We start from the raw sequence: 18,093 nt of genomic DNA on the forward strand, positions 1-18,093 counted from the left end.
GTATTTTTCAGTCAGCCGGCCCGGATTTTTATTTATCTGTAATGAACAGTGTTATTCATCGGCCCGGACTTGGGAATAGTTTCTCCGAAGAAGAACATATAAAATGAGGTTTCGCCTCCGCTTCTCTCAAATTTGATTTGTATTTCAGCATATTCGGCAGGAAGGGTGTTGTCATTTCTTGTCCAGTAGTACAGATTATTTTTTTCATCAAACGCATGGCTTCCGTACACCTTATCATTTTCCTTAAGCAGATTCTCAAACTCACTGTCAATTTTTTTCTGGGTCGCGGCGTCCGCGCCCGCCGCTCTGATAGCTAAATAATATCCGTATAAACCGGTCTCATCATCTATATAAAAAACCATGAGCTGATTGTTCTGGCGAAGAAAATAACTGTCTCCGTCTCCCTGCGGCAGGATTTCTTCCCCGAGAATGCCTTCGATTTCGTTCCGGGTCATTCCCATTATAAGTCCGTCAGATGTGTCTGACGGGGTCTCTGCCTGCTTTACAAGCACTATTCCGATCAGTGCTATTACCGCAATTACTATTGCAAATAGTATGCCGACTTTTTTCATGAACATATCCTCTCTGAACCGGAACGCAGCTGATTACCCTGTCTTAAGGCCTTCCAAGCGTCCGGCATTATTCTGATCATTCCTTAATCAGCTCATATTTTCTCGTACCGATCCCGAGCTGTTCAGCATGATCGAGACAGGCCGACCAGTCGGTATCCGGATGTATGTGTCCGAATTTTTCACCGGCGCCGCCGGCAAAACCCTTGTCGGTCAGCGCGGTGCCGTTAAGAGCCGGCGCCGCGTTTACCGCATCCACGCAGGCCTGGTCAAGCGCGACAGGATCCAGCCCTGCAAAGATTCCAATATCGGGAACAATGGGCGCGTCATTGCTGGTCCAGCAGTCACAGTTTGGCGAAACGTTCATAACAAAATTAATATGAAAGGAAGGCCGCTCATGCAGGATCGCTTCCGCATACTCGGCAATCCGTTCGCTGCAAATTTTACTTGCGGAGCCCGGCATATTCCGGGCCGCATTAAACCTGCATACTGCGACACACTGGCTGCAGCCGACACACAGGGAATGATCGATCACGGCCTTGTGTTTTGCATCGAGACATATAGCCATGGACTGACAGTTTTTGACACAGGAACCGCAGCCCGTACAGGCGTCCCGGTCAATGACCGGATGGGAAACCTCATGCAGAAAACGTTTCCCTCCGCGGCTTGCGCATCCCATTCCGAGATTTTTCAGGGCGCCGCCGAAGCCGGTAAGCTCATGGCCCTTGAAATGGTTAATTGAAATTACGGCGTCCGCTTCGGCCACAGCGCTTCCGATCATTGCCGTAGTGCAGTGGCTTCCTCCGGTGACAGTCATTTCCACAAAATCGTTTCCCTTCAGTCCGTCCGCAATAATAATGTCGCAGCCGGTCGAGTCGCGCGAAAACCCGTTTTCGAGAGCGGCCCTGATATGATCATAGGCATTGTGACGCCGCCCGGAATACAGGGTGTTGGAATCCGTCAGAAAAGGCAGTCCACCCATTTCACGTACGAGGCCCGTAATTGTTCCGACATAGGGAGGCCTGATATAGGCAAGATTTCCCGGTTCGCCCAAATGGATTTTAAACGCAGTATATTTGCCCTTCAGATCAAGCGAAACAAGTCCCGCCATGCGCAAAAGCCTTTCCAGCTTTGCCAGAATGTTAACCTCCGGCGTTGTCCTCATATCTGTCCAGTACACCTTTGATCCTGCCATTCCTTCCTCCTTTTGCCAGAATTCAAGTATAGCACATATCAGACTGCAGCTCCAGTTCTTTTTACTGAATATCCTGTTGTCTCTCCGCCGTCCATCCGGCGGTTTTGAATTTCCCCGTTTTCCGTATATCTTTTGTTGGTGTATAAAATGTACAATTTATGTGTATGCAGATTATTCGATGTGTATATTTTTGTGTTTTTATGTGTATAAGTGATTTTCATACTATACACATAAAAACCGTTTTTCAGGTGTATACCTTCTGTATAAATATAAAACCGGATTGTACCGGCATATAAAAAGAGCGTCCTGTACCTTGCCGGGATCCGGAAAAAAGATTGACAGCGGGTTGTTTGTGTATAATAATTACCAAAAATGTGTATGGGGGCATGTTGTGAGAACAAATATTGATCTTGATGAAAAGATTCTGAAAGAGGCAATGAGTATCAGCGGGCTTAATACAAAAAAGGCGGTAGTTAATATGGCCCTGGAGGAATATGTCCGGGCAAGCACCAGAAAGGAAATGCTTAACTTTAAAGGCAAAAATATCTGGGAAGGCGCCCCGTCGGAAAAAAGGACAAAGCGGTGAAAAAAATTCTGGTTGACACCTCGATATGGGCCGATTTTTTAACGCTAAAAAATCGGAAGAATCCGGCAGGTTGCAAATGCTTATAGAAAAAAATTATGATTTATATATCTGTCCGGGCATTTATCAGGAAATACTTCAGGGTATCCGCGATGACACTGTATTCGGAGAAATTAAAAATATTCTGATGAGTTTTCCAACGGCGCAGGCAGGAACAATGGAAGCTTCAGACTGCGCCGCCGGACTTTACCGGACGCTGAGAAAAAAGAACATCATCATTAAGAATCCCCTGACATGCCTGACAGCAGCCTATGCTATCCTTGATGACATGTATCTGTTTCACAGGAACCGTGATTTTCTTGATATCGCTTCGGCCGGAAAACTGAAACTGTTCAAATAGTAAATGCTATTCATAAATGAATGTAACAGAAGTTATTATTCTATTCTGATATAAGTGAACAGCGCCGCCTCGCCGGAGAGGCGGCCTTAATCATTCTTTGGTATACAGGACAACATCATCTTTTATGGTTTCCAGCACTTCTATATCCCTGATGTTCATTGGGTCCGTTTTCAGGGGATTGCCGGACAGGATGACAAAGTCTGCCTTCTTTCCTTTTTCGATAGTCCCCTTGCTGGATTCTTCATTGTTCTGGTAGGCGGCGTTCACGGTAACTGCTTTTAACGCGTTCAGTATATCAATTTTCTGATATTCGCCCAGCTGGACTCCGCTTCTGGTTATTCTGTTTACCCCGCACCAGACGCTTTCGAGGTTGTTCGGCCGGATGACCGGCGCGTCCTCATGATAGGTAAAAGGCAGGCTGTTATCCAGGGCGGACCGGGACGCGCTGATTTCCGACGCCCTGTCCCAGCCGAGATTTTTCAGATGAACGTCTCCCCAATAATATACATGGGAAACAAAAATGGAAGGAATCATATTTATTGCCGCCATCTCTGTATACTGGTCCCTCCGCGCTGTTTGGCAATGGATCATTACAGAGCGGTATGTATCGGCCTGGCCGGTTTCGGCAAGAACCTTTTTAAAAGAATTGATAAGCTGGTCTGACGCGGCATCTCCGTTGCAGTGCGCCTGCATCTGCATTTTTTCCTGCAGGGCTGTCCCGACAAAATGAACTACTTCTTCATCCGTGTAAATTGGATAGCCCCGGTAATCGCCGCTGTTTTCATAAGGTTTTGTAAGCCAGGCCGTTTTCCCCTGGGGGAACCGTCCAGAAAAATTTTATATCCGCCTATTTTAAATCGGTTTGTATAGGAACCGATCAGATTTTTGTTTTCATCTGCGATATGCTTGGCGTTCTTTAAATCCACAAAACCGATTACATCAACCTTGAGCCTGTTCTGTCCAGCCATAGTGTTAAGGACGCCGAATTCCATGTCGCCCATTAACGCTTCCTGGACTGTGGTTGTTCCGTAGCTCAGATAAATATCCGAGGCCTTGTCCACCAGTTTAATCATTTCATCCATCGCGGGCGGTTTGACAGCCGCCATGGAATAATTCATAAATGCTTTTTCTTCCAGATATCCCGTAGGGTTTCCGGTATCATCGCGGGCAATTATTCCGCCCTCTACATCAGGAGTATCCTTGTTGATTCCCATCAGTTCCAGGGCTTTTGAATTGACCACGCCCATATGACCGGACGCATGAGCAATAATAATCGGGTAATCTGTTGAGGCCTTGTCCAGGACTGTTTTATCCGGATGTTTTTTTTCATCAAGAAAATTATGGTCATAACCCGAGCCGGTTATAACGGTTCCCGGTTCGGGTTTTATTTCATCTATATATTTTTTTATCAACTGTACAATATCATCAAAGTTTTTCGCGCTGCTTAAGTCAACGGAAGAAAGGCTTTGGGCAAACTGGATAAGATGGCTGTGGGCGTCTATGAATCCGGGCATAAGGGTTTTTCCCTTCAGATCGACCAGCCGGACATTTTTGTTTTTCGTCTTCAATAATTCTGCCGAAGTCCCGACACTGGTAATAACACCGTTTTCGACCCTGACCGCTTCCGCATACAAAGGTTCTGACATTGTGAGTATATCGCCGTTGTAATAAATTGAAACACCGGTGTCTGAGTTTTTACACCCGCAAAGGCAGACCGCAGCTAGTACCAACCCACAGAACAGTATGTTTTTTTTCATTTCTCCTCCTTGATTCCTGAAGCAAAAATATATATACCATTTTTAAAATAAACAAATTTTTCAGCAGAGCCCAGCATGCACGCATGGAAACCGGACAGAAGACCGGTTAGCAGCATATTCTGTTCTGCCGTAAGCGGATATTTCTGTTTATATCCATATAACATAAACCGCCTGATAAAAACATTCTGTAATTTTTTATGGAAAGAAGCAAAAGGCCGCCGGGATACCGAAAGGAACTGTTCAATATTCCGGCTGTGATTTCAGGAGTGCTGGCTGCCGGAAATACTGTCAAGTTCTTCCGGTTATGGTTTCTGGGTCTTGATATACTCGGCCCAGGCCTGATCGGAACCCGCAATATGGTTTATCAGCCATTTTCCGAGGAAGAGGTAAAAATGCATGCGTTTTTGGCGGTCGGTATCGGAAAGTGTCTTGATCTGGTTTTGGACCTCTGATATAAAGGCTTCGTGCTGTTTTTTGTGTGCTTCATAGTCGGGGTAGTGATACTGCTTCATCAGTTCTTCTTCTTCCCCAAAGTGATACAGCGTATAGTCGGTCAGCTTTTTCAGATCCTTTGAAATCCTGAGCACGTACTCATCCGGCGGAGATTCTATTGTTTTATGAATATCTTCAATAATAAGAATCAGTTTCTTATGCTGAAGATCCACATCATTAAAGCCTGTTGCCAAAGCATCATCCCAAACAAATACATTGTCCATGTTTCATATTGTATACCACATATTGTTCCGGGGCAAGAGAAAGTTTTTTCGTATATGGCCTGCGGTGTTACAATTATTTTTTGCGGCGGCTTTCAGGGCGGCGTATGAAATAAAAAAAAGGCGGCGGAAATGAAGCCTTCTTCAAATCCCGCCGCCTCTTCTCAGGAGTGAAAAAATTATTTTTTTGTCTTGGCCGCGCTGTTTTTGGGCGCCGCGGGCTTAGCCGCTGTTTTTGCCGGGGCTTTTTTTGCGGCGGTCTGTTTTCCGGGCGCGTCTTTCGCGGGCGCTTTTTTCGGAACCGCAGCCTTTGGCATTCCCCTTTCGATAATCAGGGTTTTGGTCGGCTGATTACATACTTCGTCCGGGCCGTAATACTGGATGGCTCCGGGAACAGTATAGCTGGTTTTAACGGCCCATTCCTCTCTCTTTTTCTCAAAGGTTTTAAAAGGCTTTCCGTCAAGTTCAACCAGAGCTTTCCGGATTACCGGTTTCTGGGAACCGTGGCGCTGTTCCATATTCATCATCATAGTGAGCGGTATCCCTCCCGCGATCCATTCTTTTGCGGGCGCCGTCAGGTTACGTACGGAAGAAAGATATCCGGTAAGGCCGTTTACAATGAGGATAAATGCGCTGAACCCCAGCGCGTAACAGTAGTCGGAATCAAAGTTTGACGGAAATGCGCAGCGTCCCTCATAGCCGAAAAAGTGGTTATAAGCGCTGAAAGACCCTTTATATTTTCCGCCTTTTTTCATTGCTTTCAGTTTTGCGTCTACCAGTGTGATGAGCAGTTTTTCCGTTTCAATCCGGGAAACCTGCACATTTCCGTGGGGGTCGCGGTCCATCAGAAACTGCTTTGCTATGTCCGCGGGCAGAGTATTGAATGCCGCCGCTGCCGGCTTCGAAAGATTTTTTCCGAGCCAGGCTGACTGGGCGTTAAAATCCGCCAGCTTGTTAAATTCAGCCGCCTTGACCGCCATAAGATCATTAAGTTCGGCTATCAGTTTTTTCATTTCAGGAACAAATTCCACCAGCCCTTCAGGAATAATAATAACGCCGAAATTTTCATTATTAGCGGCGCGCCGGGCAATGATATCCGCGATGTAATCGGTTATCTGCCGGAGCGTCATTTTCTTAGCTTCAATTTCTTCGGAGATCAGACAGATGTTCGGCTGTGTCTGGAGCGCGCATTCAAGCGCGATGTGACTTGCGGACCGGCCCATGACTTTTATAAAGTGCCAGTATTTTTTTGCGCTGTTTGCGTCGCGTTCGATATTACCGATAAGCTCGGAATATGTTTTTGTTGCCGTATCGAAACCAAAGGATGTTTCAATCACATTATTTTTCAGGTCCCCGTCGATTGTTTTCGGGATACCGATAACCTGGGTTTTCAGATTGCCCGCGACAAAATGCTCGGCCAGAAGGGCCGCGTTTGTGTTTGAATCGTCTCCGCCGATAATTACAACGGCATCGAGTTTCATTTTTTTAGCCGTTTCGACAGAAGCCGCAATTTGCTGCGGTGTTTCGATTTTTGTACGGCCTGATCCTATTATGTCAAATCCGCCAGTATTGCGGTACGCATCAATTAACTTATTTGTTATTTCAACATATTTTCCTTCGACAAGTCCGGAAGGCCCGCCGAGAAAACCATACAGCTTCGAAGCCGCGTTTCCTTTTTTTATTCCGTCAAATAATCCCGCGATAACGTTATGTCCTCCGGGAGCCTGACCGCCGGAAAGAATAACGCCTACCCGCAGCAGCTTGTTTACCGAAGGATTTTTTCCCTTCACAAAAGTTACCGAAGGTTTCCCGTACGTGTTCTTAAAGATTTTTTTCAGTTCGTCCTGGTTGGCAATCGACTGGGTCGGTTTTCCCTCTTCAATTTTAATGTTCGCAAGTTTTTCCGAAAGAATGGCAGGCATTTTCGGCTGATATGTATACCGGGCGGCCTGCAGAGCTGATAGGGTCATAGCTGTCTCCTGAATGTATAATTGACATATTACAAATTAATATACAAACATGATAACGTAATCGCCACAGTGAATCAAGATTACCATACCGGAAGAACAGGCCGGTTTGACGTTTACATCAGGGGCGCGAACAGTTTGCAGAAATTCCATGACGCGTACCGGAAAATTGAAACATATTTGAAATAGTCTGCGGTAACAGGTTCGGAAATATTTCTGTCGTCAAAAAACATATCGACACATTTTCGGCAGAATTCCTTTGAATAGAAAAAAGCGTTAAGTTCAAAATGCAGGGAAAAACTTCTGTTGTCGACATTTGTGGAACCTATCGTTACAATTGTTTCGTCAACGATAAACATTTTTGCGTGTATGAATCCGGGATAAAACCAGAATTTTACACCATAGGCCTGCAGGTCCCTGATATAGGGCATGGCCGCTTTTTTTACATACCATTTGTCCCAATCGCCCGGAATTACCACCTGAACATCGACGCCTGAAAGAGCGGCAATTTTTAACGTGCTGAAAAATACCGTGTCCGGTGTAAAATAGGGTGATTCAATATAGACCGACTTTTTTGCGCGGGAAATTGTGTGGACAAGCGCGTCCCGTATCACATCGTCTTTCGGCTCGTCCGGCCCGGCTGAAATAAGCTGGACAGGGACGTTCTCTGTTTTGGTCCGGAGCGGAAGATACGAAGCATTATTATCCGTATTATAGCACTCCAGCTGCTGCTTTGTAGTATCGCTGCCTATTTCCTCCAGAAGTTTCTGGTTCTTTGTGGAAGATGTATACCAGTCGACCAGAAATTGTTTTTCAAGAAACTGCACTGTAGGACCGGTAACTCTGATATGGGTGTCCCGCCAGTGCCGGTATTTCTGTTTTTGGTCTGCGTTTGCGTATTCATCGCCGATATTTATTCCACCGAAATAACCGATGCAATGATCTATTACTACTATTTTGCGGTGGTTTCTGTAATTGATTGAAAAAGGATTGATGAGAGAAACCGGATAAAAAGTATGGACCATTCCTCCCGCCTTTTTAAGGGGGTAAAGAGAGTCCTGGAAGTAAACAGGGATCCTACATGATCGTACAGCAACCGTATTTTGACGCCTTCCTCCGCCTTCTTTGTCAGGATTTCAATCAGCCGTTTTCCGGTCACATCTTTTTTGATAATAAAATATGAAAGAAAAATTGTTTTTTGCGCTTTTTCAAGTTCGGCAAACAGGGCCTGATATTTTTCTTCCCCGGATTTGAAAAAGAATACGGTGTTATCTTCCTTGAGCGGGCTTTTTCCGTACAGCAGATTCAGGCGGATAAGGGATGCCCAATCCTTGAAGTATTTGCCGTCATCGGTTTTGAATGCCGCAAAAATTTCTTCCTTTTGTGTGGGCAGGATCGTGCTGTAATAGCCGTTTACCTGATTGATAGCGTCAACCATGCGTTTATTCCGGGTAAAGAAATTCCCCGAAAAAAGTATATAAAGGAATATTCCGGCGATAGGAATAAAGGCAATCGCCATAAGCCAGCTGAACCGCCGGGCGGAGTCACCCTGCTCAAAAAATAAAATGAAGATAATGAATACAAAATTGAGAAAATAACCAGCTATTAAAAGGATCCCGGCTATATTCATGTGACGCCCCTCATTTATATAATAATACCCCGATTTGAAACAAAAACAACAACATTTTTGGATTTGCCGAAACCGGCCCGCTTTTGAAAAATTTCGCCGGACCGGAAAAAGACCTGCTCCGGAAAATTCCGGAATTCTTACATATTTATAATATAGCTATTGCTTCGTGAAAAAGATAGGGGGGTAAAACGGAAGAGTGTAATCGTTGCCGGCATACGTACCGGCAGGTTTCCCCGCACATCCCCCGGCCGTTTTCCGCGGCAAACCCCTCCTGAGGCTTTTCCTGATGGCCCGCGCGCTGTATATTTTATTATAGCAGGTTTTTTATCCCGCCGGTTTTTCGGGCGGCAGAATATATGGTATACTGAAGAACAAAAAACCGGATTTCTGATTAAAAGGATATGTATGTATTACACGCAAAGGCTTTTGCTCCGGAAAATGGAGCCGTCTGATTATTCCCCTGCGGCACGGATTTTTACCGATGAAAAAATCATGAAGTTTTTTACCGGGATATAATACAAACAGAAAAAGAAATGCGGGAGTATTTTGACACCATCCTTGCTGAAAGTTCCGGAAACAATCCTGTCATGTATCCCTTCCTTGTTTTCAGCAGGGAAGACAAGCAGAACCTGATCGGATTTGCCGGTTATGAACTTGAATTTTATCATCAAAAACCGTTTGCCGCTGAAATAGAATATTTTCTCATTGACGAGAATTGGGGCGCGGGCTATGCGACAGAGGCCGCCGCAAAACTTGTTTCACTCTGCTTTAATACCCATCATGTTAAAAAAATAAACGCGCGCTGTCAGCTCGAAAACAAGGCTTCGGAAAAAGTTATGAAAAAGCTTGGAATGAAAAAAGAAGGCACCATACGCCGAAGCCGTCCCAGGGGCAATATAATTTATGATGAACTGAAATACGGCCTTCTGTATGAAGAATGGAACGAAAATATACGGATATAGACCGGCAGTCCAAATGCATCATAACCCGGGCTTTTGCCGGGCGGTGTCTTTTCAAAAAAGCCTTATACATGGTTTGGTATAAATGGGGCTTGACCTTTAACCGCACAGGCCGTACCATGAAAGTAAGATAGGGATAACAATGGAAAACCAGAAATTTGCTGTAACCGGAATGACTTGTTCAGCCTGTTCCTCTTTTGTTGAAAAATCAGTTGCAAAACTGGAAGGTGTCGAGCAGGTTTCCGTCAATTTACTGACAAACAGCATGACTGTTCAATATAACGATTCACTGCTTGATGCCGCCGGAATTATTTCCGCAGTGGAAAAAGCGGGGTATGGAGCTTCTCTGCAGACTTCCGGGAATACAAATACTTCCGCCGCCGGAAAGGAATCCGCGGATGAAAAACAATCCCCGAGCGCTGCTAATACCGAAGTAAAGCAGATGAAAACAAGACTCATTGTTTCTTTTGCCTTTACGCTGCCTCTTTTTTATATAGCGATGGGGCATATGTCCGGCTGGCCGCTCCCGCCGATATTTCATGGCACGGAAAATTCCCTCATTTTTGCTTTTTCCCAGTTTCTTCTCCTGCTTCCTGTTTTGTATGTGAACAGAGTTTACTTTATAAAAGGCTTTAAGAATCTTTTCCGCGCTGTTCCGAATATGGACTCTCTCATAGCGATTGGTTCAGCCGCGGCAACCGTATACGGAATAGCCGCAATATTCGCCATAGGTTACGGTCTCGGACATAATGATCCTGAAATGGTTAACCGGTACGCAATGGATCTGTATTTTGAATCCGCCGCGGTGATCCTGTCCCTGATTACACTGGGGAAAACTCTCGAGTCCAGGGCAAAAAATAAAACTTCCGATGCTATAACAAAACTGGTAAAACTCAGGCCGCAAAGCGCCATGATCCTGAAAGACGGAAAAGAAATACAGGTCCCTGTCGGACAGATCCGGATCGGAGACACCATTATAATCAGGCCCGGACAGCAGATTCCTGTTGACGGCACAATTATAGAAGGGAGTTCTTCTATTGATGAGTCGGCGATAACAGGCGAAAGCATGCCCGCTGAAAAACTGACCGGAAGTCAGGTCTGGAGCGCCACGACAAATCTGACCGGGAGTTTTACTTTCCGGGCTGACCGGGTAGGCGACGATACGACCATAGCAAGGATTATCAGCCTTGTCGAAGAAGCCTCCGCTTCAAAGGCCCCCATTTCCCGGATGGCCGACCGGATCAGCAGCTATTTTGTTCCTGCCGTTATACTCATCGCTCTCGGGGCCGCCCTGTTCTGGCTTATCCGGGGCGAATCCGTTTCCTTTATACTTTCAACCGCCGTTTCAGTCCTGGTCATTTCCTGCCCCTGTGCGCTCGGCCTCGCGACCCCCACCGCGATTATGGTCGGTACCGGCAAAGGGGCCCAGAACGGCATCCTTATAAAAAACGCTGAAGCTCTTGAAACGGCCCATTCCGTCAATACCGTTATACTTGATAAAACGGGAACCATTACCGCCGGGAAGCCCGAAGTAACGGATGTCCTTCCGGCGGAAGGCGTCTCCCGTTCTGATCTCCTGGCAATTGCCGCGTCAGTTGAAAAGGCCTCCGAACACCCCCTGGCCTCAGCTATTATCTCGGCGGCGGAAAAAGAAAAGCTGGAGCTGTTTCCGGTTACCGGTTTTAAGGCAAACCCGGGACTTGGCATAGAGGGTACGGTTAATGGAACCGTATATATCGCCGGCAACATACAGTTTATGGAACAGCGCGGAATAGACACCGCGGCCTTTGCCGCCGCGATACATGATTTGAACGATTCGGGAAAGACAGCTTTCTTTGCCGGAAAACCTGCGGAAAAATCCGGCGATAAGGGCGCTCTTATAGGCATAATCGCCGTAGCGGACCCCATAAAGGAAGGAAGCGCGGAAGCGGTTTCGGACCTGCACAAAATGAATATTGAAGTTGTTATGCTGACCGGCGACAACGAACGTACAGCCGAAGCAATCCGCAGGGAAACGGGAATAGACCGTGTGTTCGCAAACCTGCTCCCCGAAGATAAGGCAAAAGAAGTTATGCGGATACGCGCAGACGGGAAAAAGACCGCCATGATCGGCGATGGAATAAATGACGCGCCTGCCCTGGCTTCGGCGGATATTGGCATCGCAATAGGCGCCGGGACCGATATTGCCATCGGTTCCGCCGACATAATTCTTGTCCGGAGTGATCTCCGTGATGCTGTTACCGCGCTCCAGCTCGGAAAAGCGGTAATAAGAAACATTAAACAGAACCTCTTCTGGGCCCTCATTTATAATTCTCTCGGCATTCCCCTTGCGGCCGGTGTTTTTTTCCCGTTTTTCGGATGGACACTGAATCCCATGTTTGCCGCGGCGGCAATGAGTCTCAGTTCAATATCGGTAGTGCTGAATGCGCTGCGGCTTAATTTTTTCAAAAAAAGGAGTCTCAAATGACAAAGACAATACAGGTCAGCGGAATGAGCTGCGGCCACTGTGTTAAGCGTGTGGAAAATGCCCTGAAAAATATACCAGGTGTTACCAAGGTTTCGGTTAACCTCGATTCCGGCTCCGCGTCCATAACATCCGGGCGGGATATAGCTTCTGCGGAACTGGCTTCCGCAATATCCGAAGCGGGATTCACCCTGGCCGAATAAGGACCTGCATCGGCCGCATGTTTTTTCCGTTCTGCGCGGAAATTTTAAAAAAAGCTCCCAAGTTTACTCGACAACCCCCCTAAAAGAACTTATACTTTTAAATGCAGGGACTGTTTTATCATGGGTATGCCCATAATCGCTGCATACGCCTTTTTTGCTTATTTAAAAGGAACCGGATATGACGGAAAGAGAATTGGCCAAATTGCGCGCGGAAATGTACCAGCTGATAGAAGGCGAGCCTTATTATAACCAGCACCTTGTTTTTTCGCCGGAAATTTCCTTTGCCCAGCTTCTCGAATCTTTTGTACATCTGGAATTTACAGAGGAAGATGCGATCGAACACTGCAAAATGATAGCGGCAAATGCCCAGGACCTGAAAAACGCCCTCGGCAGGGATATAGGAATACATCTCGCACTTGTCGATTACTTTACCAACATTAACCATATCATGACCTCTCCGATGCTTATTGAAATTCACGTTTTCAAACAAACCGAACAGCTTGCCATGATTGACAGCCTGACGGAAACTTTTAACCGCAGATATATGGACCTGATCCTGAAAAAGGAATTTTTCCGCTGCAGCAGACACAATAAAGAGCTGTCCGTATGCATCCTTGACATAGACGATTTCAAAAAAATAAACGATACCCGCGGACACCAGTTCGGAGATATTGTCCTCAAGGAGCTGTCCCTGATAATGAAAAACTGCGTGCGGGAGGAAGACATTGTCTGCAGATACGGCGGAGAGGAGTTTCTCATTATTCTCCCCGAAACCGGCTCGGACGGGGTGACCAGCCTTGCTTCCCGGATTCAGAAAACATCAAGCGAAAGTCCTGTTTTTGACAAAAACCATATTACATTTTCAGCCGGGACCGCCACCTTTCCCGGGTGCGCGCTTGATATAGAAAATCTCATAAAAGCCGCCGACCAGGCGCTGTACAAGGCAAAGCTGGAGGGGAAAAACACTATTATCAGCGCCGAATCCATGAAAAAATGATCCCCTGTCCGGCATGGTAATTACCGACTATAATCCTGACTGGCCCTGCCGGTTCAGGGAAATAAAAGAAGTTCTTGAAGAAAATACGGGTGCGTATACCGGAATTGAACATGTCGGCAGTACCGCCGTCAAAAACATGTGCGCAAAGCCTGTCATTGATATTGATATCATTATAAAAGCCACAAGTGATTTTCCGGTAATAAAAAAAGAACTGGAATCGCTCGGCTACCTTCACGAAGGCGATCTCGGCATAAGCGGCCGGGAAGCTTTCCGCAGAGGCGGAACAGTATGCCATGAAGTCCTCGATAGGATAGCCCATAACCTCTATGTCTGCCCGGCGGACAGTCCTGAACTGCGGCGCCATATTCTGTTCCGCGATTATCTCAGCGTCCATCCTGACGCCTTTGCCGAGTATTACATGATAAAAAAGAAAATAATAGAAGAATGCGGAAATGATGACAAAAAGAAATACGCCGATCTGAAGGCGGCCCAATACCCTGACTTTTTTGAAAAAATAGAGCAGCTTGCCCTGCGCGAAAAGAAGTATGAGTATTAGACAGACGTTCGCAATACCTGCCATACCGGGATGACCCGCGTTGTATTACCCGGCCCGTATTTGTTCGGCTTTGCGTGGTTTTTACACATACCATTGTGTAAAAACCTACACAATGGTATGTGTAGGTTTTTATCCCGTAACAGCGGTTATGCGGAAACAGTGAGTGCCGGAGGAGCCGGCAATTTCCTTTGGAACTCTTTGAAAAAAGATTCAAAACCGTTTCAGACAGGGTATATAAAATGATATTTTGGCAGCTGTATTCAGAATAAATTATTGACTTTCCGGCAAACATAAACTATATTACATTTTGCTCACTCGGAGGCAAATCATTCAATGAAATGATAAGCCGGATAAGGTGACAGGTGAAATTCCTGTACCTTGTCCGGCTTTTTTTATGTTTAAAGGAGGATTTTTACATGGAATTGCTGCAAAAAAAAATACGGCCGCTCTACTTCAAATATCTGTCCGCCGCGTTTGGCAGCGCCCTGATCAGCTCAATCTACAGCATTGTGGACATGGTCGTTGTGGGCCAGTATGAAGGGCCGAACGGCACCGCGGCTCTGGCAATAGTAGCCCCCGTATGGAACATCATCTATAGCCTCGGTTTGCTGACCGGCATCGGCGGATCGGTCCTGTACAGCTCGGTCAAAGGTAACGCGTCAAAAAATGACGGCACCGCCAATTCGCTTTTTACCACTGCGCTCATCGGTACTTCTATTCTGGCCATGATAAGCTGGCTGCTGGTCATGTTCTTTGATAAAGAACTGCTCATGCTGTTCGGCGCGGAAGAGACCCTGCTTCCCCTCGCGCTGGATTATCTGAAACCCCTGAAATACGTTGTGCCGGTTTTCATCTTCAACCAGATGCTGGCCGCCTTTTTGCGAAACGACAATAACCCGGGCCTTGCTACCGCGGCGGTGCTTACCACTGGCATTCTGAACGCCATTGGCGACGTTTTCTTTACATTCACATTGGACATGGGAATCTTCGGAGCAGGCCTGGCCACCGCGATTGGCGGCACGGTTTCTCTGCTCATTATGCTGACCCACTTCAAAAGCAAAAAGAATACGCTAAAGCTCGTAAAACCAAACAGCCTTATCCGGAAGTCCCGGCTCATTGCTGTAACCGGCTTTTCTACCTTCTTTGTCGACATAGCAATGGGGATTCTGACCATGCTGTTCAACCGGCAAATCCTCCGTTATGCCGGTACGGACGCGCTCTCGGTGTACGGCATTATTGTCAATATCAGTACGATAGTCCAGTGCTGCGCCTACAGTGTGGGACAGGCGGCTCAGCCGATATTGTCCATCAATTACGGCGCGAAACAGTGGGAGCGTATTAGGGAAACCCTGAAATACGCCCTGCGGACAGTGGCCTTTTTCAGTATTGCATGGACCGCAGTGACGCTTGCTTTCCCCAACGGGTTTATCCGCCTGTTTATGACGCCGACAGAAAGCGTACTCGCCATTGCGCCGGTCATTATCCGGCGCTACTGCCTGTCCTTTATTCTGATGCCGCTTAACGTTTTTTCCGCATACTATTTCCAGAGCCTTCTCAAACCGGGAGCCTCCTTCGCTGTGTCCATATCCCGGGGCTTCATTGTAAGCGGTGTCCTTATTTTTGTTCTGCCGATGGTATTTGGCGGCGACGCCATGTGGTTCGCCATGCCCCTGACTGAACTGCTGGTAGCGATTGGTGTGGTTACCCTGATGGCTTATTACACAAAAAACCTGAACAAGGAGAAAGCAGTTTCCGCCAAAATGGTTTGGCAGGTTTAGACTATATCCGTCCCTGTTTTCTTTGCCGTTGAAAAATGACAAAGAAAACAGGGGTATCGTTCAAGTATTTAAACTAACGAACCATTTGTCTGAATAGCCGGCAAAAGCGGCCGGTCTCCCTCCGCTTTCGCCGATAATTCATTTTGATCTATTCCTTGGCAAAGGCTTCAATTGTAGTGCGGGTATTGTTCGAGATTTTTTCTATTTCATTTATCTTGCTGAAGATATGTGTAACGCCTGTAAACATGGAATCGTAAAAATCCTTGACCTTTGACGATATTTCCCTCAGATAGGAAATGGCCTCCGCAACTTCCGAGCCTCCCAGGGAAATTTCATCAAGGGAATTTATAAGCGCGGACATTTCATTTGCCATTTCGGAAACATCTTCGGACATTGCCTTTATGTCTCCTCCTGTCTGAATTGTTTTGTCTCCGGATGCCTTTATCTGCTTGACCAGCATATCGAGTGAACCCGTAATACTTCCCGCGTTTTTATCGGTGGTTTCGGCGAGCTTCCGGATTTCCTGGGCGACTACAGCAAAACTCCTTCCCGCAGAACCCGCGTGGGCGGCTTCTATCGAAGCGTTCATCGCGAGCAGGTTTGTTTTGGCCGCGACATCATGAATAATGGAAAGCATTCCGCCGATATTTGAAACATCTTTTGACATGGTTTCCATGGCTGACATAACATTGGTCATTTCCCGTTCACCCGTGGCGGCGGTTTGGGCGAGCCTGTCAATCTGAACGCGCTTGCTCGAAGCAATACGGGAGGCATTGGAAAGGGACGCTATAATCTCTTCCACTGAAGCCGCCGACTGGCTGACCGCGGCGAACTGGGCCTCGCTCTGGGCCTGCAGTTCCTTCAGATCGTTCTGGACGGAAGAAACAAGACCGGCGGCTGAATTGATGGAATTTCCGAGCTGGAGAGAGGAATCTATAATGACATTCTGCTCCTGTTCAAGCACATGCTCCGTATATACGTGACAGTGTTCCTTTCTGTTCAGTCCGTTAAAAATGGCAACCGCCATACCCCGGCAGCTTCGGTATCCGCAGGACGCGCAGTCAAGTTCATCCTCTTTTTTGTTTTCAGCATTGTCTGGTATATCTGGGAAATCTGGCTGTCCGTAGGCTGTTTCAGCATATAATTCCCTGATCTGTTGACATAATTCCTGCGGTACAGATTCGGCCTCCAGTATTCGGAAAGGACCTTTCCCATTTTTTTATGGGCTTTTTCCCGGGACATTTTGGCGCCTCCGTAATGTTTTTCATGTTCCAGACTGACCTTTTCAACGGGATACTCAAGCTCATCGGCCGATTTACCTTCTTTCAGGGTTCCGGGGCCTCCGTTGCAGCCAAGCTCGCAGTTCAGGCAGTCGATAAGGAGCGGATTTATATTTTCCTTGACAGACTTCGGCAGGCCCTCAAAGTATTTGTAAATAATGTCCGTTCCTTCTATTTTGCGGGTCCGTGAATCAATGCCGGGAAGGTCCCTCATCGCCGTCCGCATGAGGCCGCCCGGAATGGAAAACAGGGCGGCGCGTTCGGCTTCGGGATTATCGAATTCAGCTTCGGGCTCCGAGGCAAGGTTAACATTTCTCAGCTTCAGCAGCGAATCGAGTGATTTATAGGTCACGTTAAGAACGTCGACGCCGGTTTCCGAAAATTCCCTGCGTTTGGCCACACAGGGCGACAGGGCCACAATCCGATGTTTGCTGTACTGCGGATAGAAGGCCTTTATCATCTTTATGGTATGCAGCATCGGGCTGTCCATGGGGATAAGATAGGGGAGAAGCTCCGGCTGGTACAGTTCGATATATGTAACAATTGCCGGACAGGGCTGGGAGATGACCATTTTCGGGTCAATCTGTTTTATATATTCAAGATAGGACTTTATGGTCAGTTCGGCGCCGAAACTTACGTCAAAACAGGCCTCAACCCCCTGTTTTTTCAGCCAGCCCAGCAGCCGTTTATACTGTCCGGGAAAGCTCGCGACAATTGCCGGGGCCGCAATAGCGATAAGGGGTTCTTTTTGGGCCAGGGCGTCAAGAAATTCTTCGGTATCATCAAGGATGGATCTGGCATCGTGCGTGCAGGCTTCAATGCAGTTCCCGCAGCCTATGCACAGATCATGATTTATCGTTACTTTCTCTCCGGAACCGTCTATACAGTATTTAACCGGACAGACCGATATGCAGGTGTGACAGTTGACGCATTTTTCTGAATCAATATTAATAACCGGAATGAGAGAAGTCGATTCGGCTTTTGTTCCCATAAATTATTCCTTTGTCATAGAGATTGTTATACAACATATATACATAATTTC

Annotated in this window: 16 protein-coding genes and 1 pseudogene; 8 read left to right on the plus strand and 9 right to left on the minus strand. The window is 46.8% G+C overall.

Annotation, left to right across the window (positions count from 1 at the left end):
- Positions 1-32: 32 nt before the first annotated feature.
- Together K7I13_RS11695 and K7I13_RS11700 are read right to left on the minus strand one after the other, a co-directional pair.
- The gene (locus K7I13_RS11695) at positions 33-572 is read right to left on the minus strand and encodes a hypothetical protein (protein WP_255945872.1); all 540 of its coding nucleotides are present in this window, start codon (positions 570-572) and stop codon (positions 33-35) included.
- 76 nt (positions 573-648) lie between these two features.
- A complete protein-coding gene (locus K7I13_RS11700; protein WP_255945874.1) occupies positions 649-1,764 on the minus strand; it encodes a DUF362 domain-containing protein in 1,116 nt (371 codons plus the stop codon).
- A gap of 391 nt (positions 1,765-2,155) precedes the next feature.
- On the opposite strand from K7I13_RS11700, the gene K7I13_RS11705 reads away from it, so the two are divergent.
- Both K7I13_RS11705 and K7I13_RS11710 read left to right on the plus strand, forming a co-directional pair.
- The gene (locus tag K7I13_RS11705; protein ID WP_255945876.1) at positions 2,156-2,350 is read left to right on the plus strand and encodes a type II toxin-antitoxin system VapB family antitoxin; all 195 of its coding nucleotides are present in this window, start codon (positions 2,156-2,158) and stop codon (positions 2,348-2,350) included.
- 76 nt (positions 2,351-2,426) lie between these two features.
- On the plus strand, positions 2,427-2,747 hold the full coding sequence (locus K7I13_RS11710) for a PIN domain-containing protein (protein WP_255945878.1): 321 nt from the start codon (positions 2,427-2,429) through the stop codon (positions 2,745-2,747).
- Between the two features lie 90 nt (positions 2,748-2,837).
- Here K7I13_RS11710 and K7I13_RS15715 read toward each other — a convergent pair.
- The 5 genes and pseudogenes from K7I13_RS15715 to K7I13_RS11740 all read right to left on the minus strand — a co-directional run bounded on the left by K7I13_RS15715 (position 2,838) and on the right by K7I13_RS11740 (position 8,814).
- Positions 2,838-4,504: pseudogene (locus K7I13_RS15715) on the minus strand (amidohydrolase).
- A gap of 302 nt (positions 4,505-4,806) precedes the next feature.
- A complete protein-coding gene (locus K7I13_RS11725) occupies positions 4,807-5,190 on the minus strand; it encodes a bacteriohemerythrin (RefSeq protein WP_439647439.1) in 384 nt (127 codons plus the stop codon).
- Positions 5,191-5,396: 206 nt separating this feature from the next.
- Positions 5,397-7,187 (minus strand): diphosphate--fructose-6-phosphate 1-phosphotransferase, encoded by a 1,791-nt coding sequence (locus K7I13_RS11730; RefSeq protein WP_255945884.1) that lies wholly within the window; start codon positions 7,185-7,187, stop codon positions 5,397-5,399.
- A 113-nt stretch (positions 7,188-7,300) separates the two neighbouring features.
- Positions 7,301-8,209, minus strand: a complete 909-nt coding sequence (locus K7I13_RS11735) for a phospholipase D-like domain-containing protein (protein WP_255945886.1) — start codon at positions 8,207-8,209, stop codon at positions 7,301-7,303.
- The gene (locus tag K7I13_RS11740) at positions 8,137-8,814 is read right to left on the minus strand and encodes a PLDc N-terminal domain-containing protein (RefSeq protein WP_255945888.1); all 678 of its coding nucleotides are present in this window, start codon (positions 8,812-8,814) and stop codon (positions 8,137-8,139) included. The genes K7I13_RS11735 and K7I13_RS11740 overlap by 73 nt, the downstream gene beginning before the upstream one ends.
- Before the next feature lie 533 nt (positions 8,815-9,347).
- On the opposite strand from K7I13_RS11740, the gene K7I13_RS11745 reads away from it, so the two are divergent.
- The 6 genes from K7I13_RS11745 to K7I13_RS11770 all read left to right on the plus strand — a co-directional run bounded on the left by K7I13_RS11745 (position 9,348) and on the right by K7I13_RS11770 (position 15,771).
- Positions 9,348-9,776 (plus strand): GNAT family N-acetyltransferase, encoded by a 429-nt coding sequence (locus tag K7I13_RS11745; RefSeq protein WP_439647440.1) that lies wholly within the window; start codon positions 9,348-9,350, stop codon positions 9,774-9,776.
- A 139-nt stretch (positions 9,777-9,915) separates the two neighbouring features.
- Complete coding sequence (locus K7I13_RS11750) at positions 9,916-12,240, plus strand: heavy metal translocating P-type ATPase (protein WP_255945890.1); 2,325 nt, start codon at positions 9,916-9,918, stop codon at positions 12,238-12,240.
- The gene (locus tag K7I13_RS11755) at positions 12,237-12,440 is read left to right on the plus strand and encodes a heavy-metal-associated domain-containing protein (RefSeq protein WP_255945892.1); all 204 of its coding nucleotides are present in this window, start codon (positions 12,237-12,239) and stop codon (positions 12,438-12,440) included. Before K7I13_RS11750 ends, K7I13_RS11755 begins: the two co-directional genes overlap by 4 nt.
- A 178-nt stretch (positions 12,441-12,618) precedes the next feature.
- Complete coding sequence (locus K7I13_RS11760; RefSeq protein WP_255945894.1) at positions 12,619-13,437, plus strand: GGDEF domain-containing protein; 819 nt, start codon at positions 12,619-12,621, stop codon at positions 13,435-13,437.
- A gap of 13 nt (positions 13,438-13,450) precedes the next feature.
- Positions 13,451-13,993 (plus strand): GrpB family protein, encoded by a 543-nt coding sequence (locus tag K7I13_RS11765; RefSeq protein ID WP_255945896.1) that lies wholly within the window; start codon positions 13,451-13,453, stop codon positions 13,991-13,993.
- A 416-nt stretch (positions 13,994-14,409) separates the two neighbouring features.
- Positions 14,410-15,771, plus strand: coding sequence for an MATE family efflux transporter (locus tag K7I13_RS11770; protein ID WP_255945898.1), 1,362 nt, complete (start codon positions 14,410-14,412; stop codon positions 15,769-15,771).
- A 148-nt stretch (positions 15,772-15,919) separates the two neighbouring features.
- Here K7I13_RS11770 and K7I13_RS11775 read toward each other — a convergent pair whose 3' ends face one another.
- Both K7I13_RS11775 and K7I13_RS11780 read right to left on the minus strand, forming a co-directional pair.
- Positions 15,920-16,798 carry a methyl-accepting chemotaxis protein gene (locus K7I13_RS11775; protein ID WP_255945900.1) on the minus strand — a complete coding sequence of 293 codons (879 nt, stop codon included), beginning with the start codon at positions 16,796-16,798 and terminating at the stop codon, positions 15,920-15,922.
- Positions 16,771-18,042 carry a [Fe-Fe] hydrogenase large subunit C-terminal domain-containing protein gene (locus K7I13_RS11780; RefSeq protein WP_255945902.1) on the minus strand — a complete coding sequence of 424 codons (1,272 nt, stop codon included), beginning with the start codon at positions 18,040-18,042 and terminating at the stop codon, positions 16,771-16,773. The genes K7I13_RS11775 and K7I13_RS11780 overlap by 28 nt, the downstream gene beginning before the upstream one ends.
- Between the last annotated feature and the right edge of the window lie 51 nt (positions 18,043-18,093).

This window comes from Brucepastera parasyntrophica (assembly GCF_022376835.1).
Classification (GTDB): Bacteria; Spirochaetota; Spirochaetia; order Treponematales; family Treponemataceae; genus Brucepastera; species Brucepastera parasyntrophica.